Below are 25,781 nucleotides of genomic sequence, written 5' to 3'. Positions count from 1 at the left end.
GTAAAACGTTGTAAACAAAAAAGGACAAGTGGTGAAACAATTAAACCTAATCACTTTGATTGCTAGCTTGCTTGTGAGTCCAATTAGCTTGGCCGACACATCCAATGCCAGTCCACAAGACTATGACGAGATTTGCCAGTGTGTAGATCCGTATAACGGCGTTCGTAAAATTCCGGTTGTTATCCGCGACTTCAAAGATTCACACCCTGATTTCGAAAACATGATTGGCACCGACCGCGGAATTGTTAAAAATGAGCTCGGTGCAGACGGCCGACCTGTTTATGCAAACCCTCATACTTGGACACCAACCACTCATGGTGAAGATAGTTTTAACCAGTGGTTCCGCAATGTTCCTAACGTAAATACTGCCATCCCAATGCAATTAGAGATGGTCGAGCTCTCTCCGGGTTTTTGGGAATACAGTAATAGTGATTTCTTCCCAATTAATGATATGGGTTTTGGCAATCAAGGCCGCGACAAGAACTTCCATTTCACACTTGAAACGCATCTTAAGTTTTTCTACGTCGAGGGCGGTAGTTTTAGTTTTAAAGGAGATGACGATCTTTGGATTTTCATCAACGGCAAACTGGCTATTGATCTAGGTGGTGTACATAGCGTTCAAGAGAAAGTTGTTCACTTAGATGACATTGCTGACGAGCTAGGTATCGAGCCTGGCAATACTTACAGCTTTGACCTTTTCTTTGCTGAACGCCACACAACTGAATCCAATTTCAAGTTCCAGACAACTTTTGAGCTACAGTGTTTATAAACGCAACATCCGTAAACGGGACGCTGTTACTTCTCTATCTGATCAACTAATCTACCTGATACCAAGATTGATTCAGGTAGATTGCATATGAAACATGTCACCCCCTATCTATTTTTTAACGGTCGATGCCAGGAAGCATTGGATTACTACATATCTGTGTTCCATGGCAAAGTGACTATGCGTACGACGTTTGGACAAGCTCCGCAAGTTGTAAGTGGCGTTGATCCAACCCATATCATGCATGCTGAATTTGAAGCTGATGGCTTATTTTTTATGGCAAGTGACGGCATGGAAAGTCCGCTAAGGGGTATGGAACTCAAAGACGATCCAATAAGCCTCAATATTCATTTTGATAATGAAACCGAACAAAAAGCGACCTATGATGCCTTGTGTGATAAAGGTGAGATTATTATGCCACTTCAGAAAACATTTTGGGGCGCAAAGTTTGCTCAAGTGAAGGATCCCTTTGGCGTCAAATGGATGCTCAATTTTCAGGTCAAATAATGCCGTAAAGATCGTGCGCTAGTGCTAAAAATCCATGGTGTAATGCACTGACCATTCTCGGCCGTGCTGGGGGAGTCCGTTTTCGGATGCATAATACGAGGGTAAGGTATTGTGAACGTCCGCTACATTATAAATCGCAAGGCCAAGGGAGCTATTTTTCTGCACTTTATATTGAGCGTAGAAATCAGTTCTCGAATAATCTTCTTTGCCGCTTTGCTCGTCGACATTATCGGTTAACTCGTACTGCCACTGTTGCCGTTGCCAGATACCCGCTTGCCAACCTTGACCACGGTATTCCAAATTCGCGCTCATCATCCACTCTGGAAACGCTTTAAAGTTAACGTCTGTACTGCTGGTATCGGTTTCAACATAGCTCGCGTTACCTTGAAAATGCCAAGGGCCTTGCAACCCTTTTAAACTAAATTCCACACCTTTGCTGTAGTTGCTGTTCAAATTCACATACTGCTGCTCCGTCTCAGATCCTGTCTGTACCACGGCAATGGCATCATCCCATTCGCTATAAAACACCGTGGTTTCCCATTGCAATTGCGAGCCTATGTATTGCAGCACGTATTCATGTGTATCGATCACTTCGGCTTTTAGGTTTTCGTTTCCAAGAAAGGGTCCCGAACCTAAAAATTCAATGGCCGTCGGCGCGCGATAAGCGTGCCCATAAAGCAGTTTGTGACTCCAATTGGACGCTAAGCGATGTACAACCCCTAATCGCGGTGATGCATGATCACTGACATCACTGTATTGATCCCAGCGCACGCCATAGGTGACAAGTAGCTGATCATTGAAAAATCCACTGCGACCCTGGGCAAAGGCATAGCTGATTTCTCGGCTCTTATCTTGAAAAGGATTAACGTAACGTAAGCGAATTTCACCATCAGGAGCTTCCCGGCGAATCTCGCTTTCATCCACATGAATGCGATCAAAACCAGCACCCACGACCCACTGAGTATTCCATGCATTGGTTCTTTGCTTGGCCTGAATCTCATAACCGCTGCGAGATTCGTCTGCGCCTTGGTATAAATAATGACTGCAATACAAACTCGCAATAGTATCACTTGCGGTATCTGCTGTATTTTCTCGACAATTCAGAGTCGTTGAAGAGATCGTGTCTACTGATTCAGGGTATTGTGTATTATCAAATTGCCATTCTTGTTTCGAGTGCCAGGTATAAATGCGTTGTTTAAGTTGGATATCATTGTCTAGAAGTATTTCGTGACCCAAACGCGCAAGCATGAGCTCTGATTCGTTGTTCGTTTGATCTCCCGATTGAGCCAAACTAAAACTCTCTAGATCGATGATGCCATCAAAACCCTTGAATAATTGCTGTCCAATACCAGTAAATCCTTCACCACGATACTGATTAGCAAACACCATTGCTTGCCACTGACCAGCATTACTCGATACCTGTCCATGCTTTATTTTTAAGAAACCTGCATTGCTTGACCAGGCTTGTTCACGGGTCCCTATTTCTTGATCGCCTGTAAATGGATCCGTATACCTAAAGTCTTGCCCATGGGAAGATTCGTTGTGATGAGTAAACCCCGTGTGAATTTGCCACTGTCCACTATATTGCGAATGAGTAACGTCCGTGCCCTTTCCCCACCAATCGTGACTACCGGCCTTGAGTGTGACCTGAGTATTATTCAGATCAGGCTCACGTAATTGGTAATTGATCACGCCGTGAAACGCATCTGTGCCATATAAGGTACTGCCAGGCCCGCGAATCATTTCTACTTGGTCTAAAATCCCAAGCGGCGCGCGGGGAAACATGTATCCAGTACTGGCATAGACATAAGTACCCAAAGGAACATCCTCCAATGAATACGCAATACCGCGTACTGACAACTCACTGGCAAAGCCTCTTATGGCATGGATTTCAGTGCCACCCCATGTACTATTGGAGAAAACCGAAGGAACAGATTCAAGACCGTTGCTCAGAGTATGATAGTCACGCGTTTGCCAATCAGAACGATCAATCACTGCCACAGAGGAAGCAACATCAAGTGCGTCATCTTCAAATAAAGAGGCCACCTCTACGGGAATACTTTGTAGTTCTTGCAAAGAAAAATCAAATAGATCCTCAGCCGCAGTATAATTTGCTAGGACTAATAGACAGCTCAATATAATAGAGGATGTTGATATTCTTTTTAGCATTTAAAACAGTACTTTCGCTCTCTTTTTGTAATATAAGTGTAGCAAAGCATTCAATATTGGGCTAAATATGACAGGCTATTTCATTCATCCGAATGGGCTGTAATAAGCAGCCGACCTGTATGTTAATCTAGGCATCATATTTTCACGTACACAAACGCCAATTCTCAAAATAACAAGGATTCTCAATGATTACTCTGCACCATTTAAATAACTCACGCTCACAGCGCATTCTTTGGTTATTGGAAGAGCTTGGATTGGAATACAACATTGAGTTTTATGAACGTGACCCAAAAACTATTTTGGCGCCCGACAGTTTAAAAAGGGTTCACCCTTTAGGCAAAAGCCCTATCATTACTGATAAGCAAACAAGCATCACCCTTGCTGAAAGCGGCGCAATCATTGAGTATCTAATCGATACCTATGGTGAACAATTCAAAGCACCTAAAGAACAACATTGGAATAATGTTTATTGGTTACATTTTGCCGAAGGCAGCCTAATGCCACCTATGGTCATGCGTTTGGTATTTACCAAAATGAAGCAATCACCCATGCCATTTTTCATTAAGCCCATCGCTCGCATGCTTGCAGACAAAGTGTTATCTATGTTTATCGATCCAAACAACAAACGTAATTTAGAATATGTCGAAAGCCATTTATCGCAGAATAAATATTTTTGCGGTGATCAGGTCACGGCGGCTGATTTTCAAATGAGTTTTCCTCTAGAGGCCAGCGTCGCTCGTGGCATGATTCGCGAAGACAATTACCCACATACGTATGAGTATGTAAAACGCTTTCAAGCCCGCGACGCGTATAAACGCGGTTTGGAGAAAGGCGGTGAGTACGATTACGCTTAGTTAGTTTTGAGTTGTGAGTGGGCAATGATTGATTCATCGATACTCATTTCAAGCAAAATCGTCATTCTCAGCTCGACTGAGAATCCATCCAATTGATTTCCAACCGAATAATGGATCCTCAATCAAGTTGAGGATGACGAGTATCATTCACAACTCAAAACTCAACCCTCATAACTCCGATACTATGCCGGATTATCGATATCAATAAAGCTCACATCCAAGCCAAACTCTTGAGCTAGATGCTCCCCCACTGCTTTCGCGCCATAGCGCTCTGTAGCGTGATGACCTGCAGCATAAAAATGACAACCTGTTTCGCGGGCATTATGTACAACAGGTTCATTAATCTCCCCAGTTAAATAGGCGTCGATCCCCTGCTCCATGGCATAACTCATATAGCCTTGTGCGCCGCCAGTACACCAAGCAATGGTTTCAATTAAATCACTGTCTTCACCAATGTGTTGCGGCATGCGATTCAGTCGTTCACCGATATGCGTCGCCAATTCCGAAGCTTTCATTGCGTGCTTTAGGCGACCGATATTGCCCGGAGTTTTCGGGTTAGACGGGTCTAAAGGTCCTGTCACTTCGAAATCTAATACCTGAGCAAGCTGAACATTATTACCCCAAGCGGCATGGCAATCTAAAGGCAAATGATAGGCTAATAAACTAATATCATGCTTTAACAGTGCTTGAATGCGATTTTTTTTCATACCCGCAATGGCTTGAGGCTCACCTTTCCAAAAATAGCCATGATGAACAAAAATCGCATCCGCTTTTTCATCAATGGCCGCATCGATGAGATCTTGACAAGCAGTGACGCCAGTTACCAACTTTTTCACTTCGGACTTACCCTCCACCTGCAAACCATTTGGACAATAGTCGGCGAAAGCAGAGGCATTCAGTTCACGATTCAAATAACTCACTAATTCTTGAAGCTTCATATCACACACCCATTTTTGTACACTAGGGTCCATTTTTCAGGATTTGGAAGCAAGATGCAAAAGCCCGGTTACATTTCATGGTCAATACTTATGGGTTTGGTGATCGCAAGCTTGGCTTTGCATTTCGTGCCCGATAAAACCTCGCACCAGCATGCCCCTGTTCGCAGCTATGCAAATGCAGTGGAGATGGCATCACCGGCCGTTGTCAATATTTATACTAGCAAGACGATTCAGCGCCGTTTACATCCCTTATTAGATCACCCGCTTTTCCAGCGGTTCTTCAATCGTACTCCTGTTCCTAAAAGTCGGATTGAAAATAGCTTGGGTTCTGGCGTGATCATTCACAAGGATGGCATTGTACTTACCAACCGACACGTCATCAGTGGCGCCGATGAAATCTTGGTCGCGTTAAAAGATGGCCGCACTAGCAACGCTCGTGTAGTAGGTAGCGACGCGGCAACTGACGTAGCGGTACTAAAGATCGATTTAGAAGACCTACCAGTCATTCCTTTTGCTCAAGACGCCAGTCTCAATGTGGGTGACGTAACTCTAGCCATTGGTAATCCATTTGGTGTGGGCCAGACAGTAACCATGGGTATCGTCTCTGCAACTGGTCGAAACCAATTAGGGATCTCAACTTATGAAGACTTTATCCAAACCGATGCGGCGGTAAATCCTGGTAACTCTGGAGGAGCATTGGTCAATGCTATGGGTGAACTAGTAGGGATTAATACTGCCATTTACAGTCAAAGTGGTGGCTATCAGGGCATAAGTTTTGCGATCCCATTGAAAAACGCCATGAAGGTAGCTGTCGATTTGTTAGAGCATGGTGAAGTGATTCGTGGTTGGCTAGGCTTGGAGACACAAGAGCTCAGCGATCAGATCAAACAGGCTTTTGGGCTACCCACAGAATTACAAGGTCAAGTAGTGGTAGGTGTTGCGACGGGAGGCCCTGCAGAGAAAGCCGGGTTAATAGAGGGAGATATCGTTACTCACTTTAACGGCCAAGCCGCTGAAAAAGGCACAGATACCATGCGTCAGATTGCCAACCTAATGCCTGGTGACATTATTTCCATGCGCTTTATTCGTGATGGCCAATATCGTGAAACCCAAGCAACACTTGGTCAACGAAAATAAGGGCAGCAAAAAAAAGGATGAGCGCGGTTAATGAACCGCGCCAGATTGAGCAATGGTACTTAAGGCTTCAATCAGTTTTTCATTTTGCTCTGTCGTGCCAACGGTAATACGTAAGCAGTCTTTCAGAAGTGGATGACCGCCATCTAAACACTTGATTAGAATATTGCGCTCCTTTAAGCCTTCAAACCAATTTCGCGCCATACCTTCCGGTACACGCACCAAAATAAAATTAGCTTCACTTGGGAAAACCTGAACCCCTTGTATTGCTGCCAGATCCTTCATCAATACAACACGGTCCACGCGAAGTTGCTCTGTTTGAATCATCAGCATGTCGTAGTTTTCTAAAGCAAATAACGCACTGGCTTGCGTTAGCATATTGATATTGTATGGCATGCGAATTTTTTCTAACTCATTAAGCCACTCAGAGCGGCCAATTAATAAGCCCAAACGCAAGCCCGCAAGGCCGACTTTTGACAACGTGCGCATAACTAATACATGTTCATGCTCGTCTAGAAGATCTAAGTGTTCTTCATCAGTGAACGCTGTGTAAGCTTCATCCATTATCACCAAGCCTTTACTGGCTTCGATAATGCGCGTGATGACATCACGGTCCCATAAGTTGCCCGTTGGATTATTTGGCTGCGCTAAGAAAATCAGTTCCGGTTGATGCTCGTTTACCGCTTCAAGCATGGCCGTTTCATCCAGTTCAAAATCTGCGGTTAGTGGTACACCGACATAATTTAAGCCACAAAATGTAGCAATCATTTTATACATAACAAAACCCGGTTCTGGCGCAAGAATGGTTGCACCAGGTTTTGCCACGGCCATAGCCAGCATTTGAATGATTTCGTCACTACCGTTGCCCAGCAACACATCAAACTTATCATCAATGCCCATGGCATCTTTTAAACCTAGTTTTAGTTGCTCGGCAGACGCATCAGGATAACGATTAAGTGGTAGGTCTTTCAGTAGATCTGTCCATGCTTCTTTTGCCACGGCTGGCCAAGAGTATGGATTCTCCATAGCATCCAGTTTAATCATGCCGTTGGCATTAGGGACTGGGTATGCAGTTAAGTCGAGTATTTCTTGGCGAATGAGTTTTTTTACACGAGACATGATGATCACTCTTAAACAAAAACCCTAAGTTTTAATAAACATTAGGGTTTTAAAGTATAACGATAGACGCTACGAATTATTGCACCGCGCTATTAATCTTTGATTCGATATTCAGCCGATCGGGCGTGGGCTGTGAGATATTCACCCCGCGCCAATACAGACGCTACTTTACCCAATTCGCTGGCACCGTCTGCGCTGCACATAATCAACGAGCTGCGCTTTTGAAAGTCATAAACACCCAACGGACTTGAGAAACGTGCTGTGCCTGATGTTGGCAATACGTGGTTAGGGCCAGCGCAATAATCGCCTAGCGCTTCTGCGGTATAGCGTCCCATAAAGATAGCGCCAGCATGACGAATCTCTTGGGCCATAGCTTCTGGATCTTCAACTGATAGTTCCAAATGCTCAGGGGCAATTCGGTTAGCAATTTTCACAGCGTCCGCTTGATCTTTTACTTTGATCAATGCGCCGCGTTCAGATAACGAAGCCCGAATAATATCGGCACGTTCCATAGTCGGTAATAGTTTTTCAATACTGGCTTTTACTGCATCAATGTAATCTTGATCCCAGCTTAAAAGTATCGACTGTGCATCTTCGTCGTGTTCCGCTTGGCTAAACAAATCCATAGCTATCCAGTCTGGATCGGTTTTACCATCACACACGACAAGAATTTCAGATGGGCCGGCGATCATATCGATACCTACTTCACCAAACACAAAGCGTTTGGCGGTGGCGACAAAAATGTTGCCTGGGCCTACTATCTTATCCACTTTAGGAATCGTTTCAGTACCATAAGCCAATGCGGCAACGGCTTGCGCACCACCAATGGTAAAGCAACGGGTGACACCCGCTACAGCAGCCGCGGCTAGAACCAATTGGTTTACTTCGCCATCCGGCGTGGGTACGACCATTATGATTTCATCAACACCTGCCACATGAGCCGGCAACGCATTCATTAGAACACTAGATGGATAAGCGGCTTTACCGCCTGGTACATAAATACCGACGCGATCCATTGGACGAACTTGTTGGCCTAACATGGTGCCGTCGTCCTCTGTATACTTCCAAGAATCTTGCTTTTGCTTTTCGTGATAGCGACGCACACGCGCAGCCGCTTCTTGCAAAGCCACACGTTGATCATCAGGTAGGCCATCAAGTGCGGCTTGCAGTTGCTCCTGACCGATTTCTAATTCGGTCATGGCTTTGGCCGTTAAGCGATCAAATTTATTGGTGTATTCAATCACCGCTGCATCGCCTTGAGTTTTGACATGATGCAAGATATCCAAAACCGTATGCTGAACTTGGTTGTCGCTCACTGCTTCCCAAGCCAAAAGGTTATCTAGCTCTGTTTCAAAGCCAGCATTTTGGGTATCTAAAATACGCATGTCTAATGTCATAATGACCTCAAGTGTTTACTTCACACAGTGTCTATCTTCTACGGTCAACCGCAGCAGATAGTTTTTCTATAATGGGCTGAATTTGCTGATGCTTCATTTTCATAGCTGCTTTTCCGACCACCAAACGAGAGCTAATGGGTGCAATTAAATCGCGCTCTTCTAAGCCATTAGCTTTCAAAGTATTACCGGTATCAACAATGTCCACAATCAAATCCGCCAGCCCCATGATCGGGGCTAGTTCCATGCCACCGTAAAGTTTGATGATATCCGCTTGACGACCCTGTTCTGCAAAATAGCGCTTGGTTAGACTCACAAATTTAGACGCGACTTTAATGCGGCCCTCAGGTTGCTTCGCCCCTTTCAATGCGGCTGTCATCAATCGACAAGTGGCTATGTTTAAGTCTAACGGTTCATAAAGGCTATTGGTTTGACCTGAAGCACTGGCTTCCATCAATACATCTTTACCAGCAACACCCATGTCTGCCGCTCCATATTCAACGTAAGTTGGTACATCGGTAGCACGGATGACAACCAACTTAATGTGATCATGATTGGTATCAAAAATCAGTTTACGGCTTTTTTTAATGTCTTCCGCTGGCACGATGCCCGCTTCTTCAAACAGCGGCAAGGTGTCATCTAAAATTCGGCCTTTTGATAACGCGATGGTTAAGGGCTGCTGACTCATTGCTTTTCCTATTTTGGTACTCGACGAATATTGGCGCCAAGCAATTGGAGCTTCTCTTCAATACATTCGTAACCGCGGTCAATATGATAGATACGGTCTACAACGGTTTCGCCTTCCGCTAAAATTGCCGCAATTACTAAGCTGGCAGAAGCACGTAGATCGGTAGCCATCACAGGTGCACCTTTTAACTTATCACCACCACGGGTGATACAAGTATTGCCTTGCAATTCGATATGCGCTCCCATTCGGGCCAGTTCTTGTACGTGCATAAAACGGTTTTCAAATATGGTTTCTGTAACACTGGCGGTGCCTTCGGCAACCACATTCATCACCAAGAATTGGGCTTGCATATCCGTTGGGAAAGCAGGATACGGCGCAGTTTTTAAACTCACAGCTTTTAGCTGGCGACCTGTCATATCCAAGCTGATCCAATCTTCACCAACCTCAACGGCAGCACCCGCTTCTTCTAGCTTATGAATGACGGATTCTAAAATATCAGCGCGGGTATCTTTTAATAGTACCTTGCCTCCTGTAGCGGCAGCAGCAACCAAGAACGTTCCGGTTTCAATTCGGTCTGGCATCACATCGTAACGCCCACCGTGTAGTGACTCGACACCTTCTACTTTAATTACATCCGTGCCGTGACCCGTGATTTTTGCGCCCATGCTAATCAAGCATTCAGCTAGATCTACCACTTCTGGCTCACGGGCAGCATTTTCAAGGTACGTCGTACCGTCAGCCAGTACCGCAGCCATTAACAGGTTTTCAGTACCGGTTACCGTGACGGTATCCATGAAGATGTGTGCACCTTTGAGGCGACCATCTACTGTGGCTTTTACGTAACCGTCTTCCACTTTGATGTTGGCGCCCATCGCTTCTAAACCAGATAAGTGGATGTCCACTGGACGGGAACCAATAGCACAACCACCTGGGAGCGACACTTCGGCTTCACCAAAGCGCGCCAATAGCGGGCCTAATACCAAAATGGAGGCACGCATGGTTTTTACAAGCTCATACGGCGCCACATAGGTTTCGATTTTATTGCTATCCACTTCGATAGAATATTCTTCACCCATGATCACATCCACACCCATGGTGCCAAGTAGATTGATCATGGTGGTGACATCGTGCAAATGAGGCAAATTACCAATGGTAATGGGGGTGTCCGCAAGCAACGTGGCGGCAATGATTGGCAGCGCGCTATTCTTAGCGCCGGAAATGCGAATCTCACCGTTTAGCGGATATCCGCCTTGAATAATTAGTTTGTCCATTGATGGCATAACACGACTTCTTTATTAGGATTCTTGTTCGGCCCATTGGGCTTTCGTGTACGTTTTTATGGTTACAGCGTGAACGCTTCCATCAGTGATCTTATCGTTCAACGCACCATACACATGCTGTTGACGCTTCACAGTGTTGAGTCCTTCAAACACATCACCGATCACGGTAATTTGATACTGGTAACCATCACCATCCACACTCACTTGGCAATCAGATAAACGCTCTGCTAGTAACTCTTGCAATGCTTCTGGGCTCATGATGACTCCGGGGTGAATAGTTTAAGGGGCGAGGATTATAGCGAAACAGCTAAGTGAAAACTATGATGAAGCATTTGCAAAAGGGAAATTTGTGCCTTTACACAGGATTTTGGCCATCATCTCGCCTTATCTTGGATCTTGTGAGCCGTCTAAAACGCTGTAGAATGCCCGGTTTGGACATATTTCACGATTGATCAATAGAGTTTTTTAATATGCTTTATCCTGCTTTGGCCATTTTAATCGGTCTTATTGTGCTTGTTTGGAGCGCAGACCGCTTCGTTTTAGGTGCTGCTGCCACGGCTCGTCACTTTGGTATGTCGCCGCTCTTAATAGGGATGACTATTGTATCTTTGGGTACCAGCGCTCCAGAAATATTTGTCAGTACTACCGCTGCTATTGATGGTGCTGGTGGTCTAGCAATCGGTAATGCTCTGGGTTCTAACATTGCCAATATTGGCTTAGTTTTGGGGATTACTGCATTGATCGCTCCTTTGCCTATTCAGGGTAAGATGCTGAAAAAAGAAATGCCTATCTTGCTATTGGTCAGCGTTATAGCCGGCTTAACCTTGCAAGACTTGGCCATTAGTTTCATGGACAGCGTCATTATGTTTATTTGCTTAATCATCACGCTATTCTGGCTATTTAACGAAAGCAATGATCAGGGTATCGGCGGACTAGAAGAGGAAGAAGCCGAAGCCATTGAGCAAATGAGCACTTCTCAAAGCGTTATGTGGTTAATCATTGGTATCGTAGCGTTGATTGCCAGTGCTAAGATTCTGGTTTGGGGGGCTGTTGAAGTGGCTACTGCCTTGGGCGTGAGCGAACTAGTGATTGGTCTTACTATTGTCGCCATCGGCACAAGCTTACCTGAGCTAGCCGCCAGCGTGGCTAGTGCCTTGAAGGGCCATCATGATATCGCCATTGGCAATGTTGTGGGCTCAAATATTTTTAATCTTTTAGCTGTCATGCCTATTCCCGGACTATTCGCTAAGACAGTAGTCGAGAGCGATGCGCTTTACCGAGATTACGGCGCTATGATGGGATTGACACTTTTCCTTATTGCATTTGTCTATATATTCCGTAAGCGAGGCCGAGTTGGCCGCAGTGCAGGTTCCATCATGCTGCTGGCTTACCTAAGCTATCTTGGCTTATTATTTGTTCAACATTAGTTTATTAAGTTGCCCATGAGTTTTAACTACATCGAATCAATCCAACGCACCATTGCCGATGAGCGCGACGCAGTAGATCAGCTATTAAAAAACCTGAATCACGAAGCACTCAACACTGCTTGCGACCTACTGCTTAATTGCCAAGGCCGCATTGTGGTAACCGGTATGGGTAAGTCTGGTCATATCGGTAATAAAATCGCCGCCACACTGGCCAGTACAGGTAGCCCTGCATTTTTTGTTCACCCTGGTGAAGCCGCCCACGGCGACATGGGAATGATTACCGAGCAAGACGTCGTCATTGCGCTTTCTAATTCAGGTGAATCCAGTGAAGTCACTACTCTGATTCCGCTGTTGAAGCGCTTGAACGTGCCTTTAATTTCTATGACGGGCAATGACACCTCCACGCTTGCAACAGGCGCTGATAGCCACATCAACGTGGGTGTAGAAAAAGAAGCTTGCCCGCTAGACTTGGCACCGACATCCAGCACTACCGTGGCCCTCGTCATGGGGGATGCGCTTGCTATCGCCTTGTTAGAAGCACGTGGTTTTACCGCAGAACAATTTGCCTTTTCCCACCCAGGTGGTTCTTTAGGCCGTAAATTGCTGCTGAAAGTCAAAACCATTATGCACTGTGGTAGTCAGATACCGCAGGTCAAACCGGATACCCTCGTAAAAGATGCCCTGATCGAAATGACGCAGAAAGGCCTTGGTATGACAACCGTTATTGACGAACACGGACAACTTAGCGGTATTTTTACCGACGGTGACTTACGTCGCACATTAGATAAAGACATTGATTTTCACACTACCCCTGTACAAGCTGTCATGACAACAGGCGTAACAACCATTGATCCAGAACGCTTGGCTGCCGAAGCTCTACAGGTTATGGAAGAGAAGAAAATCAATGCTTTAGTTGCCACTGAAAACGGTAAAGTTGCAGGCGTCATCAATATGCATGATTTACTGAGAGCTGGGGTTATTTAATGCGCAAGCGTTATATTGCCACTATTCTCATCGCCCTTACGGTCGTGGCCTATATGGCTCTTAATGACCGTCAGGGGGAAGAATATCACGATCAGGAACAAGCCAAGCTAGAACCTGATTTTATGGTTGAGAACCTAAACCTGCAAAATTATGGGGAAAATGGCGAGTTACGACAAACCGTGAAAGCAAAATCTGCCAAACACTTCCCTGCGACCGATGTTCAAGCCGAAATTGTAGCGTTTATTTCTCCGGACATTACACTCCATCAAGCAGATAAAAAACTTTGGCGATTGACAGCTGAAACTGGCAAATTAACAAATCAGCGCTACCTAAGCCTATCCGGTCGCGTTGCAATTAAACCTTTAGTTGACGCATCGACTCGCTTTAGTCTGAAAACCGCAACACTCAATATGGACTTAAATACACAAATCGCTAACACTGATTCTGACGTTATTATCGAAAACCCTAACACCCTGATCGAATCGACAGGACTGACACTAGATCTAAAAAAAGAAACCGTTCAGTTTATATCCAAGGTAAGAGGCTCACATGATCCATCCCATCAGTAATACCTTGATTTTAGTTTTAAGTTTTTGGGTGGCCGCTGTTCAAGCCTTACCCGAAGACACTCAACAAGAAATCCGTATCGCCAGCGACAAGGCCTTTCTCGACAAACCAAAAGGGGAATTAATCTACACTGGCAATGTGCGCTTAAACCAGGGTTCGTTGAAAATTGAAGCCGATAAGGTCACCATCATTCGTGATGAAACGGGTCTAAAGCAAGTAGTAGCGGAAGGCAAACCCGCGCGCTATGAGCAAGTGTTAAATCAAGATCAAGAAAAAACCAAAGCCTATGGTGAGACCATTATTTATCTAACAAAAAGCAAACAATTAACGTTGTTAAAAAATGCTGGCTTACAAAAACAAGGTAATGAATTCAGTGGTGAACGTATTGTTTATCTGATTGATCAGCAAAAAGTTAAGGCGGAAAGCCCACAAGAAGATCAGCGTATTCGCATGGTGATTCAGCCAGAACAACAAAAGAATTCCAGCGAAAGTACTAAGGAATAAAATGGCGATTTTAAAAGCACAAAATCTAGCCAAAAGTTACGGCCCACGCCAAGTGGTGGAAGATGTATCCATGTCCATTGAAAGTGGACAAATTGTTGGATTACTGGGCCCAAATGGCGCCGGTAAAACGACCTGTTTTTATATGATTGTAAATCTGGTTAACGCTGACAAAGGACGCATTGTCATCGATGACCAAGATATTACTGATCTACCTATGCATGGGCGCGCACAACGCGGAATCGGATATCTGCCGCAAGAAGCCTCTATCTTTCGCAAGCTAACCGTTGCCAATAATATTTTAGCAATTCTAGAAACCCGCAAAGATTTAAATAATAAGCAGCGCCAAGAAAAACTAGAAAGCCTTTTGGATGAATTTCATATTCAGCATATCCGTGATAGCTTAGGTATGGCTCTATCCGGCGGTGAGCGACGTCGTGTAGAGATCGCGCGCGCCCTAGCTGCGGAACCCTCTTTTATATTGTTAGATGAGCCTTTCGCCGGGGTAGATCCCATCAGTGTCGGCGATATAAAGAGCATCGTAAAACAGTTAAAAGAGCGAGGGTTAGGGGTACTGATCACTGACCACAATGTCAGAGAAACTCTTGATATCTGTGAAAAAGCTTATATCGTAGGTAATGGGCATATCATCGCCGAAGGTAATGCTGAGCAAGTACTCGCAAACCAGCAAGTAAAAGACATTTATTTGGGCGATGATTTTAAGCTCTGAGTATTTTACGGAGTTTAAACCTCGTCCTAATAAGTCTAGACTTGGTTCAAACTTCATGTATATTCAATAGTAGATGAATTGGTTTTTGCCACGGAATAATAAGCAGTATTTATGAAAGCGTCCTTGCAATTAAAAATGGGTCAACATCTTACGATGACCCCCCAGCTGCAACAGGCCATTAGACTACTTCAGCTTTCAACCATCGACCTCCAGCAGGAAATCCAAAACGCGTTGGATTCCAATCCATTACTGGACGTTGAGGAGGAATACGAAGGCGAAACACCCCAAGACCAATCAACACAATCGCAATCAGAGAATAAAGACACCGAAGCCAGCGAAAACCAAACACAGGAAAACGTTGGCGACGATGCAACTGCCGATAGTGACTGGAACGAAAATATTCCCGACGACTTGCCCACAGATAGCGATTGGGATGACACATGGCAAGCTTCAGCATCGCCAGCCAGCAGCAGCGAATCCTACAGCGGTGGCGATGACTTCGATTTTGACAGCCGCAACGGCAGCACAGATGATTTACAAGACCACTTACTGTGGCAATTAAACCTAACCCCGATGTCCGACAACGATCACATGATAGCCGTTAACATTATTGAAGGGGTTGACGATGACGGTTACTTAAAAGTAAGCCTAGAAGACATCCTCGCCAGTTTTGATCCGGAACTTGAGATCGAACTGGATGAACTTGAAGCAGTTCTGCACCTATTGCAACAATTTGAGCCCAGTGGTGTTTGCGCACGAGATTTACAAGAATGCCTCTCTTTGCAACTGAAGCAATTACCAAAAGACACCCCATGGTTAGATCTTGCACAGAAACTTATCGATAATCACATCGACCTGTTGGGCAGTAAAGATTACAGCGCATTGATGCGTAAACTCAAAGTCAAAGAAGACGAACTCAAAATTGTGATTCGAGGTATTCAAGAACTCAACCCTCGACCAGGCTCACAAATTGCCCCGCAAACCAGTGAATATGTCATCCCGGACGTCATTGTTCGACAGGTAAAAGGCCATTGGCGCGTGGAGTTAAATCCCGAAATTGCGCCAAAACTGCGTATCAATGACCACTATGCATCCATGGTCAAGCGCGCCGATAATAGTAGCGACAACAACTTTATCAAAGATCACTTGCAGGAGGCTCGTTGGTTCTTAAAGAGTCTTCAAAGCCGCAATGAGACGCTACTCAAAGTTGCTAGCAAAATCGTAGAATATCAACAGGCCTTCTTAGAAGAAGGGGATGAAGCTATGAAACCTCTTGTATTGCACGATATTGCAGAAGCGGTTGAAATGCATGAATCCACAATATCTCGTGTCACCACACAAAAATATATGCACACACCACGAGGTATCTATGAGTTAAAGTACTTCTTCTCAAGCCATGTGAGCACTACTAGTGGTGGCGAATGCTCATCTACCGCTATCCGCGCAATGATTAAAAAACTTATCGCCAGCGAAGCCGCTAAAAAGCCATTAAGCGATAGTAAAATCGCTGCGGTTCTCGAAGAAGAAGGCATCAAAGTCGCAAGACGTACTGTGGCCAAATATAGAGAAGCCATGCATATACCCCCCTCTAATGAACGCAAGAGGTTGGTATAACGAAAAATTGACTTGAATCGTCTCCGGTTTTAGCCGGTAGCCTATACTAAGATTAGGTTACCAGCACATTAACGCACCCTTTGGGTGCCGACAGTAGGAGCTACATATATGCAAATCAATATCAGCGGACACCATGTAGAAGTGACTGACGCCCTTCGCGACTATGTTCATTCAAAAGTCGAGAAGCTGGAAAGACACTTTGATAATATCACCAATGTTCAAGTAACATTGACCGTTGAGAAGCTCGTACAAAAAGCCGAAGCGACCGTCCATGCGGCTGGCGCCGAATTACACGCCAATGCCGATAATGAAAACATGTATGCCGCCATTGATGGCCTAACCGATAAACTAGACCGTCAATTAATAAAACATAAAGAGAAGATGGTTAATCACCGTCACGGAAATAGCCACTAATTTAATCCATATGTCTTCGAGTATTGCTCAAATTCTAACGTCAGAGCGCACCCAATGGGGTGCCACTTGCACCAGTAAAAAACGATTGATGCAACATATTAGTCAATTCCTAGCGGACAGCATCCAAGATGCAGACCCTAGTGAAATTTATGAGCGTCTTATCGCACGAGAGAAGTTGGGCAGTACTGGCATTGGAGAAGGCATTGCCATTCCCCATTCACGTCTAGCAGAGTGCCATGAAACTATTGGCGCTTTGTTCGTGCTGGAAACACCTATCGATTTTGATTCCATTGACCGCCAACCTGTAGACATTGTATTTGTTTTATTGGTGCCAGAAGAAGCCAATGAACAGCATTTAAAAACGCTAAGCATGCTAGCAGAGCAGTTTAGCCAATCGTCATTTCGTAATCGGTTGCGAGATGCACGGTCTACCAGCGAACTCTACCAGATTGCGGTACACTGATAGATTCTTAATGTTCGCAAAACATACTGATTAAGGTTTGTCATGAAATTGGTCATCATTAGTGGACGCAGCGGTTCTGGCAAGAGCACTGCGTTGAATGTGCTAGAAGATCTCGGCTTCTACTGCATTGACAATCTACCAGTCATGCTATTGCCTACCTTAATGCAACAAGCGAATCAGCAGGGCACCGGTCTTGTGGGCATGGCCGTCAGTATTGATGCTCGCAACATACGCTCTGAATTAGGTAATTTTGCCGACATCGTTAGCCAGCTGCCAAACGATTGCATCTTGGAGATCATCTATCTAGATGCCCATGTGGACACTCTGCTCACTCGGTTTAGCGCAACACGACGCAAACACCCTCTAACGGATGCCGATGTACCTTTATTTGAGGCAATAAATAAAGAGGTAGAGCTACTGCATCATATTGCCGACATGGCAGACCTCACCATTGATACCACCCATTTATCCATGCACCAACTGCGCACAATGATTAAAAACCGCGTGGTGGACAAAGATAGCAACGAGATGTCGATTCTATTTGAATCTTTTGGGTTTAAGCATGGCATACCAAAAGACAGTGACTTGGTGTTTGATGTACGCTGCTTGCCCAATCCTTACTGGGACCCTCAGTTACGCCACTTTACTGGGCAAGATCAAGCCATCATTGACTTTCTGAGCGATGAATCTTCTGTGAATGAAATGTATAGCGATATTGATGATTATCTACAGAAATGGTTACCAGAGTTTCAAAATAATAACCGCACATATATGACCATCAGTATCGGCTGCACTGGGGGCCAACATCGCAGCGTATACATGACAGAGCGTCTTTACCAAGCCTATGAAAAGCGCTATCAAAATGTTCAATTACGTCATCGTGAATTAAACCCATAAATAGCCCCATTAAAACCAATTTCCACCATTGCTAGACAGACCGCTTGGGGCTGCGCTATGGTTATTAATTATTAAAAGAAAAACGTGCAGCAGCCCATGCTAGAGCAATCCATTACGATTATTAACAAGCTCGGTCTCCACGCCCGAGCCGCGGCGAAACTTGTTTCCACCAGTAGCACTTATACGAGCAAGATTAAGATCAGCTATAATGGAAAAGAGGTGGATGCAAAAAGCATCATGTCAGTCATGATGCTAGCCGCGAGTAAAGGCAGTGAAGTTACGTTGCATGTTTCTGGAGACGACGAAAAAGCCGCAATGCAGGCCATAACGGATCTTATCAACAACCGTTTTGACGAGGATGAATAGTCTCGTAACGTCGGGCTTCATACACTAGCCATAGCTAGATTGTCACATTAACGGTACAATTCCCGCCTCTCGAAAGGATAGAGTTCTATGGCCAGAGGCGAATATCAGAACAGCAAATTACAACATCTTGAGTCTGCACTTGAAAGCGGTGCTTTGGCTCAAGTTCGCCGTATCCTCAACAGTGATTTGCAAGCCGCCGATGTTGCTCACCTTCTTGAATCCTCCCCCCCAAAAGAGCGTAAACTGCTGTGGGGATTGATCGACGAAGAGAACGAAGGTGACGTACTTCAACACCTAGGTGACGAAATACAAAGCTGGTTGTTAAACCAGATGTCCGTACAAGAAATGGCCAATGCTATTTCTGATCTAGATACGGATGACGTTGCTGACGTTCTACAAAATCTTCCTGATAAAGTGACTCAGGAAGTACTCACCACCATGGATGAGCAAGACCGCGACCGAATAGAAGCGGTCTTATCTTATCCAGAAGATACTGCCGGTGGTTTGATGAATACGGACACCATTACGGTGCGTCCTGACATTACTATCGAAGTAGTCTTACGTTATCTACGCCGCCACCGCAGTCTGCCTGATATGACTGATAGCTTGTTGGTAGTTAATCGCCGTGATGAATTCATAGGTAGTCTTCCCATCAATAAGATTCTTGTTAGTGATGGCGATACCACCGTGCGCGAGGTGATGAGTACAGATGTGGTCAGTATCGATCCTGAAACTACCGATACACAAGTGGCACAACTGTTTGAGCGTCACGATTTAATTTCTGCTCCAGTGGTTGAAAGTCACACGCATAAACTTTTGGGCCGAATCACCATCGATGACGTGGTTGATGTAATACGTGAAGAAGCCGACCACAGCCTCTTAAGCATGGCCGGTTTAGATGAAGATGAAGATACGTTTGCCCCGGCATTAAAAACCAGCCGACGCAGGGCCGTTTGGTTGGGCATTAATTTAATTACTGCATTTGTTGCCAGCGGCGTGATTGGTATGTTCCAAGATACATTGGATAAAGTCGTCGCATTAGCCGTGCTCATGCCCATTGTTGCTAGTATGGGTGGTATTGCAGGCAGTCAGACATTGACGCTCGTCATTCGCGGCCAGGCAATTGGTCACCTAGACTCCGGTAACATGGGCTGGTTAGTAAATCGCGAATTCATTGTCGGCTTAAGTAACGGTTTATTATGGTCCGTTATTATCGCTCTAGCGACTTATATATGGTTTCAGGATATACAAATCTCGCTCATCATTGCCATTGCAATCGTCATTAACTTAATTATCGCGGTGTTAGCAGGTGCCTTACTCCCGTTATTGCTCAAAAAACTAGGTATTGACCCTGCCTTGGCTGGTAGCGTGATATTAACCACAGTAACCGATGTGGTTGGCTTTATGGCATTTTTAGGCTTAGCAACTGTATTTTATTTATAGGGCACCTCTAACAAGTCACTTTAAGCTCTGGCCTTGATCGTGTTTCAATATCAAGGCGTGGTATTGAAGGTCTAACGGGTTAAATCGAAATGCCACAACACAGAGATTGGAACACGAAAAAGGCCCCAAAGGGCAAGGCCTGTAGCACTTTCCTTCGGTGTCAGGCTTCTGGGAAAGGACTCGTCATTACGCGGCGAAGCCTTCCTTGAATGAAACCACTACAGGCGTCTTGCAGAGTCAAATTGACTTATTAGAGGTGCCCTAGAGTATTGAATTATGACTGAAGATTACGAAAACGAAGAAGAATATCTAGGACCCAGTAAATCCCAAGTAAAGCGTGAGATGCATGCGTTGCAAGATTTGGGAAAGCAAATTTGTGAAATGCCAAAGCAACAGCAAAGCAAACTACCTTTGAGTCCAACCATGATCGAAGCTATTGCAGAATGGGGACGCATCAAAAAGAACGAAGCGAAGCGACGCCACTTACAGTACGTAGGAAAAGTTATGCGTTCGGAAGATGTAGAGGCCATTCAAAACGCATTAGAATTACTGGATCCTAGTAGTGAAGCCTTCAATCGCGTTTTACATCAGCAAGAAAAATGGCGCGATCGTTTAATCAATGACGGCCAAAGTGCATTAAATGCCTTTTGCGAAGAATTTGAAGTAGATGATATGCAGCAACTACGTCAGTTGATACGCAATGCCGTGAAAGAACAAAAACTGATACAAGAAGGCTCAGAAAAAGCGTCTGAGAAAAAGGCCAAGGCATCAGCTCGCAAGCTGTTTTTACATATTAAAACTTACTATCCTTCGTAGTAAGTGTCCGTGCCTCAAACCGTCTTGGTTATTATAGAGGCACTCCTTTCACTCATAATCGTTTATGCTTCAACAATGGCATAGACTGACGAATCTTTTGACAGAGTTCAAGATCAAGTTCAACAACCAACTCACCTGCTTTTTCGCTGTCTAACTCGCCCACTATTTCTCCGTCTGGATTGATGACAATAGATTGCCCCCAGGTGATGCGTCCATCCTCGTGGGTGCCCACCTGATTCGCGGCCATAACAAAACTTTGAGTTTCAATAGCTCTTGCCTTTAATAAGGTCAACCAATGCTTTTGACCTGTGGTATAGGTAAACGCAGAGGGTACGGTCACGACCTGACATGACTGCTTTTGATACTGTTGATACAATTCGGGAAAACGCAAATCATAGCAAACACTTAAACCATACAGAGTACCGTCAAGGCTAACCGTCTTACTTTGAGTCCCAGCTATGAAAGTATCAGATTCACGATAACGACCCTTATTATCGCTTACGTCTACATCAAACAAATGGACTTTATCGTACTGGCAAACCTCGCTTCCATCTGCAGCAAAAACTAAACAGGCAGCCAACACCTTATCTTCAACGCTGGACATCAACGGCATAGAACCTGCGATAATATTTACCTTAAAATCCTTTGCAAGAGCAGATAATTGAGAGCGGACAGGCCCCCCTTTCTGACATTGAGTTTGTGCGATCTCCACTTGATTCTTTACTCCCAAGCAAACAAACATTTCAGGAAGTAAAACGGTAGTGGCGCCTTGTTCTACACAGCGCTTTATCGCAGCCTCTGCTGCTCGTAAATTAGGTTGGACTGCTTTGCCACTGGTCATCTGTACCAAGCCGACGGTAATCACAGTTTGCGTCATCACTCATCACCTAATCCGAAGAAACGTTTCATGCGGAACCAAAAGCCTTTATCTTGTTTGCCTTCTATTTCGTTATCAAAGCGCTTACGTAAAGATAACTTTGGTTTGTCCCATGTACCTTTTACGTCATAGGTGGCACTGGTAAATTTTTCAATTTCGTCACCTACGATTTTTTCGCCGAAAAATAACGACGCTGCTACAGGTGGAGCAAATCCCGCTAAAATGGCAACGAAAGGCAGGCTACTTGTAACTGGGAACGTCACCGATAATTGCTGATTCAATTCCTTGGTATTAAGGTTAACGGTACCACTTGCAGAGAAATCTGCAGCCGGGCCATTAATATCCAAAGTATCCACAATTCGAATCAAACCGTTATCAATATTCGCTTTCACATCCACCGAATCAAAATGTATACCTGATTGGTATAGATCAGAAAAATCCAAACGCAAACGACGTCCGATAGCAGCAAAATTTAAAATTCCAAATGCATTCAATGCCCCCGTATCGCCTGTTTCCATAAATAGTCCGTCTCGAAGGCGTATAGTGGTAGAGCCATTTAATGTTTCATTATTAAATTGTAGGGGAGAGCCCTGCCAGTTAACGATTAATTGCGCATCAGCAGAATCTGCATCCATAACCGGTTTAGTACGCCAAGCGGCTTGTATACCAGCAACATCATTGGAGGCCAGCCTTAAGTCAACAGAGGTCAATGGCGGTTGATTTGCCCTTGCTTTTTGCCACTGAGCAGACCCTTTCACTGATAACTTTTTAATAAAGCCATCAATATTATTAATAAAAATTTGCTGCCCATCACTATCTAAATCGAGAGACCAACTTCCGTAATTAGTGGGCCCCACAAAAATTTCATCTACGGACAACCGCAGGGCCGGCACTTGTTTGGGATCAATATTGGTAAACAAATCTTCCTGTGGCTCAAGGTCAATTTTTTCACTATTAACGGTGGCAGGCCAGTGAATATAGTCAAGATCTAGATTCAACGGTTGGTCGGACTCGTAATCAATACGGCCCGTGATAATTGGAGAAGTCACATCCAGGCGCCAACCTTTCGCTTGCGGTCGGATAGAAGCCTGAACGTCTTTTACATGATCATCTTTGTATGACAAACGATCCGTGCTGACTTTGATTTCTTTGATAAACGATGCGTTAGCTTGAACCTGAGTATCATTTGACGACGCGCTATCAATTGACCTCCATGTTTGCTGCCATTGATCCAAAGGTATATGACTTAAATGTCCCTCTACCAATAAACCCTGACTGGTTGGGATATAGGCTTCGGTCGCACCTAGATAAACTTGACCACTAAAAATGCTTTGATCTTTGAGCAACATGGCCAAACTTAATTTATCCGCATAGCTTAAACGAAACTCTTGGCGGTCATTTAAGCGGTAACTCAGTTTTAACGGCTTTTCATCATTTTCGACCTTACCGTAAGGCTTAGGTGCGTCCACTTTGAGGCCTTTAAGTTGGGAAGATAATTCGATTCCTGTAAAGCCATCTTGCAACCGATTAATATAAAAACTACCAGAAACATTCGTGCGACCTTCGATAGGAGTGAGCAACGACAAACTAAGCCATTGTTTTAGACCTTTCATATTGGCAGTCCCATCAAACCGAATTTCTGGTGAGAAACCAGATTCACTCACATCACTGACAATATTCAATCGAACATCTTCCTGCCATAGTCGAGTATCAATTGAATTACTGCTTAGTCCTTGCGAACTGCTGTAGTAAATACTTCCAGCGGTTTGTTCAAATATCAAACCCTGCAACGATAAATCAGATTGTTTTATTTGTGTTGCTACATCGACAATGGGTTCGCCTTCATCTAGCGGAATAAATAACCCTAATTGGGTCTCGTGTTGCCCAGTTATTGACCAATCTTGCAACTGCTCGTTGACTACTTTTTTCAGAGGGGTGTCCTGAAAGTAAGCTAGTAATTCCTCGCTGTCACCCTTGACCCCAGAGGAGATAGCTAGCCAATTTTCTTCGGCGTCATAGCTCAACGAGACGTTTGACAATTCGCCACCAAGTGATTGACCCTGTTCAAAACGACCCAACACTTTACTGTTTTGCACCCATACGGAACCATGGATATCTTGCACTGAGGGCCACTCGTCCATATAGCGTAAACGCCCTTCTCTGGCGTTTAGCAGTAGTTCGAGCTGAAGCTGCGAATCACTCTCTTGCAGTTCGCTCAACAATAGCAATTGTCCATTTTGAATTGTGCCGCCCAGTAATGCTCCATCCAACCAATTCGTAAGATTTTCACCTGCTATTTTAGGAACCAAACGCTTGTGAGCTGCAACCGGAACGTTAGAGAGAGCTAAATTAAGTAATAACTGATCATTGGCAGGCGACGCTTTATTCAGTAGCAAATCAAAACCGCCACTTACTCTTCCAAGATCAGCTAGCTGAATATTGAGATCTTGTGATGTGACTCGAATGGACTTCTGATCAATACGCCAATCTACTTGCCCTTTGCTTGTTGTACTCGCCAAAGCTTGTTCATAGATATTAGCAAAATTAAACTGAGCACCATCACTCTCAAACTGTACACGCCCCCCATCCTTGTTGGCTGCAACAACACCGGACACATGTTTGATACCGGGTGCGCCCTTGTAAGGATTAAGTTGAATATCGTTTAAACGTGCAACGAAATTGTATTGCGTCTCCTTACTAGGAGACTGATTAACAATTAAATTCGCATCTCGTAAGTTACCCTGCGGTCGTAAACTATCTAAGGTCTCATCCAATGTTTCGGGCATCAACTCCAAATCATAAAGCAGATTTTCGAGGTAACTCAATTCGATATCTTGAATATAATATTGCCAGCGATTATCTTGTCCTTTTCGACTTAAATTAAGGCCAAAGTTTTCAAACTGCCAAGGTTCTTGCTTAAGATTAAATTTGGCTTTATCAAACCAAATCGACCAACTATTTAAACTCAGCTGTTTAACCCAGAATTGGGTATTCACCGCTTTTAAGTTTGCATAATCTTGCATCTCAACACGAGGGCTAGACACATTGAATTTAGCATAATTAAGTAGACCTTCTTTAAACTCAAAACCTAAGTTCATGGAAGGAGAAAACGATTCGAAAGTACTTAAATCAAATAGATTTTTTAACCAGTAAGCCACATCAGCGTTTGCAACATCTAGATTACCACGCGCATAAAATTGAGATAGATCCCATGGGTCGCCTTCACTATATAGCTGTAAACTTGCTCTAATAGATTTTTCTTCACCATAAACCACACTGCCTGTCATCAGACGATGGAATCCATCCCCCGTCATTACAACATGATCCAATTCAACTGTACGACCATCTCCAAAATCAACAGTGACATTATTTAGTTCAAGATACTGCTGTAACAATAAGTTTTGGATGAGTGACTTTAAGCCCACAGGGTTATTTTGCGAGTCTGTGGGCTCTCCATCACCAAGAGACAAGTACAGGCCGGATAAACGTACACGATCAAATACTGGTTTTAGATTGATTAAACTTAAACGAGGATTCAGTACGGCATCAATAGACGCTATAGATAGGTTTGCTTGACGTGCACTTTTCCCAGCGATCGTTATACCTTCCATTTGAATAGAAGGTACGAGAACATTCATATCGCCAGATAAGCTACGTATATCAACCTGAGAGTTTAATTGCTCGCTTAAAAACTGCTCCAAATTCTGACGATACTGACCAATGTATGGAAACACCTGTTGACCGATGGCACTGTATAATGCCATCAATAAAAAGGCAGCCACCAGAAACAGGTTCAGAGAATTTAAGCTTTGCTTGAGAACCGTTCGTTTCAT

Annotated in this window: 25 protein-coding genes; 16 read left to right on the top strand and 9 right to left on the bottom strand. The window is 44.4% G+C overall.

All coding sequences use genetic code 11. The features are described 5' to 3' along the window. Positions 1-31 precede the first annotated feature (31 nt). Positions 32-769: a fibro-slime domain-containing protein gene (locus HF888_RS03910; protein ID WP_007018943.1), complete on the top strand. Its 738-nt coding sequence runs from the start codon at positions 32-34 to the stop codon at positions 767-769. An 87-nt stretch (positions 770-856) separates the two neighbouring features. Continuing rightward, positions 857-1,273, top strand: coding sequence for a VOC family protein (locus HF888_RS03905; protein WP_007018944.1), 417 nt, complete (start codon positions 857-859; stop codon positions 1,271-1,273). Between the two features lie 24 nt (positions 1,274-1,297). Here the strand turns inward: HF888_RS03905 and HF888_RS03900 are convergent, their stop codons facing one another. Beyond that, positions 1,298-3,349, bottom strand: a complete 2,052-nt coding sequence (locus tag HF888_RS03900) for a TonB-dependent receptor plug domain-containing protein (protein WP_165837045.1) — start codon at positions 3,347-3,349, stop codon at positions 1,298-1,300. Positions 3,350-3,627: 278 nt separating this feature from the next. Between HF888_RS03900 and HF888_RS03895 the strand changes: the two genes are divergently transcribed. After that, positions 3,628-4,296: a glutathione S-transferase gene (locus HF888_RS03895; RefSeq protein ID WP_007018946.1), complete on the top strand. Its 669-nt coding sequence runs from the start codon at positions 3,628-3,630 to the stop codon at positions 4,294-4,296. Positions 4,297-4,478: 182 nt separating this feature from the next. Here the strand turns inward: HF888_RS03895 and HF888_RS03890 are convergent, their stop codons facing one another. Beyond that, complete coding sequence (locus HF888_RS03890) at positions 4,479-5,234, bottom strand: Nif3-like dinuclear metal center hexameric protein (RefSeq protein ID WP_007018947.1); 756 nt, start codon at positions 5,232-5,234, stop codon at positions 4,479-4,481. A 54-nt stretch (positions 5,235-5,288) separates the two neighbouring features. Here HF888_RS03890 and HF888_RS03885 point away from each other — a divergent pair, with 54 nt between their 5' ends. After that, entirely contained in the window at positions 5,289-6,371 is a 1,083-nt protein-coding gene (locus HF888_RS03885) for a trypsin-like peptidase domain-containing protein (RefSeq protein ID WP_040298184.1), read from the top strand. A gap of 27 nt (positions 6,372-6,398) precedes the next feature. Here HF888_RS03885 and hisC read toward each other — a convergent pair whose 3' ends face one another. From hisC to HF888_RS03860, 5 genes are all read right to left on the bottom strand, one after another. Then, positions 6,399-7,487: a histidinol-phosphate transaminase gene (gene hisC / locus HF888_RS03880; protein ID WP_007018949.1), complete on the bottom strand. Its 1,089-nt coding sequence runs from the start codon at positions 7,485-7,487 to the stop codon at positions 6,399-6,401. A 92-nt stretch (positions 7,488-7,579) separates the two neighbouring features. Beyond that, positions 7,580-8,884, bottom strand: coding sequence for a histidinol dehydrogenase (gene hisD / locus HF888_RS03875; protein WP_007018950.1), 1,305 nt, complete (start codon positions 8,882-8,884; stop codon positions 7,580-7,582). Between the two features lie 31 nt (positions 8,885-8,915). Beyond that, positions 8,916-9,569, bottom strand: coding sequence for an ATP phosphoribosyltransferase (hisG, locus tag HF888_RS03870; protein WP_007018951.1), 654 nt, complete (start codon positions 9,567-9,569; stop codon positions 8,916-8,918). Between the two features lie 8 nt (positions 9,570-9,577). After that, the gene (murA, locus tag HF888_RS03865; protein WP_040298199.1) at positions 9,578-10,840 is read right to left on the bottom strand and encodes a UDP-N-acetylglucosamine 1-carboxyvinyltransferase; all 1,263 of its coding nucleotides are present in this window, start codon (positions 10,838-10,840) and stop codon (positions 9,578-9,580) included. A gap of 24 nt (positions 10,841-10,864) precedes the next feature. Continuing rightward, positions 10,865-11,107, bottom strand: coding sequence for a BolA family protein (locus tag HF888_RS03860; RefSeq protein ID WP_007018953.1), 243 nt, complete (start codon positions 11,105-11,107; stop codon positions 10,865-10,867). Positions 11,108-11,319: 212 nt separating this feature from the next. Between HF888_RS03860 and HF888_RS03855 the strand changes: the two genes are divergently transcribed. From HF888_RS03855 to yjgA, 12 genes are all read left to right on the top strand, one after another. Further along, entirely contained in the window at positions 11,320-12,276 is a 957-nt protein-coding gene (locus tag HF888_RS03855; protein ID WP_007018954.1) for a calcium/sodium antiporter, read from the top strand. Positions 12,277-12,291: 15 nt separating this feature from the next. After that, positions 12,292-13,260 carry a KpsF/GutQ family sugar-phosphate isomerase gene (locus HF888_RS03850; RefSeq protein ID WP_007018955.1) on the top strand — a complete coding sequence of 323 codons (969 nt, stop codon included), beginning with the start codon at positions 12,292-12,294 and terminating at the stop codon, positions 13,258-13,260. Beyond that, positions 13,260-13,829, top strand: a complete 570-nt coding sequence (gene lptC, locus HF888_RS03845; protein ID WP_007018956.1) for an LPS export ABC transporter periplasmic protein LptC — start codon at positions 13,260-13,262, stop codon at positions 13,827-13,829. Before HF888_RS03850 ends, lptC begins: the two co-directional genes overlap by 1 nt. Continuing rightward, entirely contained in the window at positions 13,810-14,331 is a 522-nt protein-coding gene (gene lptA, locus HF888_RS03840) for a lipopolysaccharide transport periplasmic protein LptA (RefSeq protein ID WP_007018957.1), read from the top strand. Before lptC ends, lptA begins: the two co-directional genes overlap by 20 nt. A 1-nt stretch (position 14,332) precedes the next feature. Then, a complete protein-coding gene (gene lptB / locus HF888_RS03835) occupies positions 14,333-15,058 on the top strand; it encodes an LPS export ABC transporter ATP-binding protein (protein WP_007018958.1) in 726 nt (241 codons plus the stop codon). 111 nt (positions 15,059-15,169) lie between these two features. Then, positions 15,170-16,672, top strand: a complete 1,503-nt coding sequence (locus HF888_RS03830) for an RNA polymerase factor sigma-54 (protein ID WP_007018959.1) — start codon at positions 15,170-15,172, stop codon at positions 16,670-16,672. A 108-nt stretch (positions 16,673-16,780) separates the two neighbouring features. Beyond that, a complete protein-coding gene (hpf, locus tag HF888_RS03825) occupies positions 16,781-17,086 on the top strand; it encodes a ribosome hibernation-promoting factor, HPF/YfiA family (RefSeq protein ID WP_007018960.1) in 306 nt (101 codons plus the stop codon). A 10-nt stretch (positions 17,087-17,096) separates the two neighbouring features. Continuing rightward, positions 17,097-17,549, top strand: coding sequence for a PTS IIA-like nitrogen regulatory protein PtsN (gene ptsN / locus HF888_RS03820; RefSeq protein WP_007018961.1), 453 nt, complete (start codon positions 17,097-17,099; stop codon positions 17,547-17,549). 42 nt (positions 17,550-17,591) lie between these two features. After that, positions 17,592-18,446: an RNase adapter RapZ gene (gene rapZ / locus HF888_RS03815; protein ID WP_007018962.1), complete on the top strand. Its 855-nt coding sequence runs from the start codon at positions 17,592-17,594 to the stop codon at positions 18,444-18,446. 96 nt (positions 18,447-18,542) lie between these two features. Further along, positions 18,543-18,812, top strand: a complete 270-nt coding sequence (locus HF888_RS03810) for an HPr family phosphocarrier protein (protein WP_040298200.1) — start codon at positions 18,543-18,545, stop codon at positions 18,810-18,812. An 87-nt stretch (positions 18,813-18,899) separates the two neighbouring features. Beyond that, positions 18,900-20,255, top strand: a complete 1,356-nt coding sequence (gene mgtE / locus HF888_RS03805) for a magnesium transporter (protein WP_007018964.1) — start codon at positions 18,900-18,902, stop codon at positions 20,253-20,255. A gap of 276 nt (positions 20,256-20,531) precedes the next feature. Further along, positions 20,532-21,071 carry a ribosome biogenesis factor YjgA gene (gene yjgA, locus HF888_RS03800; RefSeq protein WP_007018965.1) on the top strand — a complete coding sequence of 180 codons (540 nt, stop codon included), beginning with the start codon at positions 20,532-20,534 and terminating at the stop codon, positions 21,069-21,071. Between the two features lie 52 nt (positions 21,072-21,123). Here the strand turns inward: yjgA and HF888_RS03795 are convergent, their stop codons facing one another. Further along, positions 21,124-21,948, bottom strand: a complete 825-nt coding sequence (locus HF888_RS03795) for a carbon-nitrogen hydrolase family protein (protein WP_007018966.1) — start codon at positions 21,946-21,948, stop codon at positions 21,124-21,126. Further along, positions 21,948-25,781 carry a YhdP family protein gene (locus HF888_RS03790; protein WP_007018967.1) on the bottom strand — a complete coding sequence of 1,278 codons (3,834 nt, stop codon included), beginning with the start codon at positions 25,779-25,781 and terminating at the stop codon, positions 21,948-21,950. The genes HF888_RS03795 and HF888_RS03790 overlap by 1 nt, the downstream gene beginning before the upstream one ends.

This window comes from Bermanella marisrubri, from assembly GCF_012295615.1.
Classification (GTDB): Bacteria; Pseudomonadota; Gammaproteobacteria; order Pseudomonadales; family Oceanobacteraceae; genus Bermanella; species Bermanella marisrubri.
The sequence above is the reverse complement of the archived record's forward strand: the minus strand, read 5'-3'. Positions and strand labels throughout refer to the sequence as shown.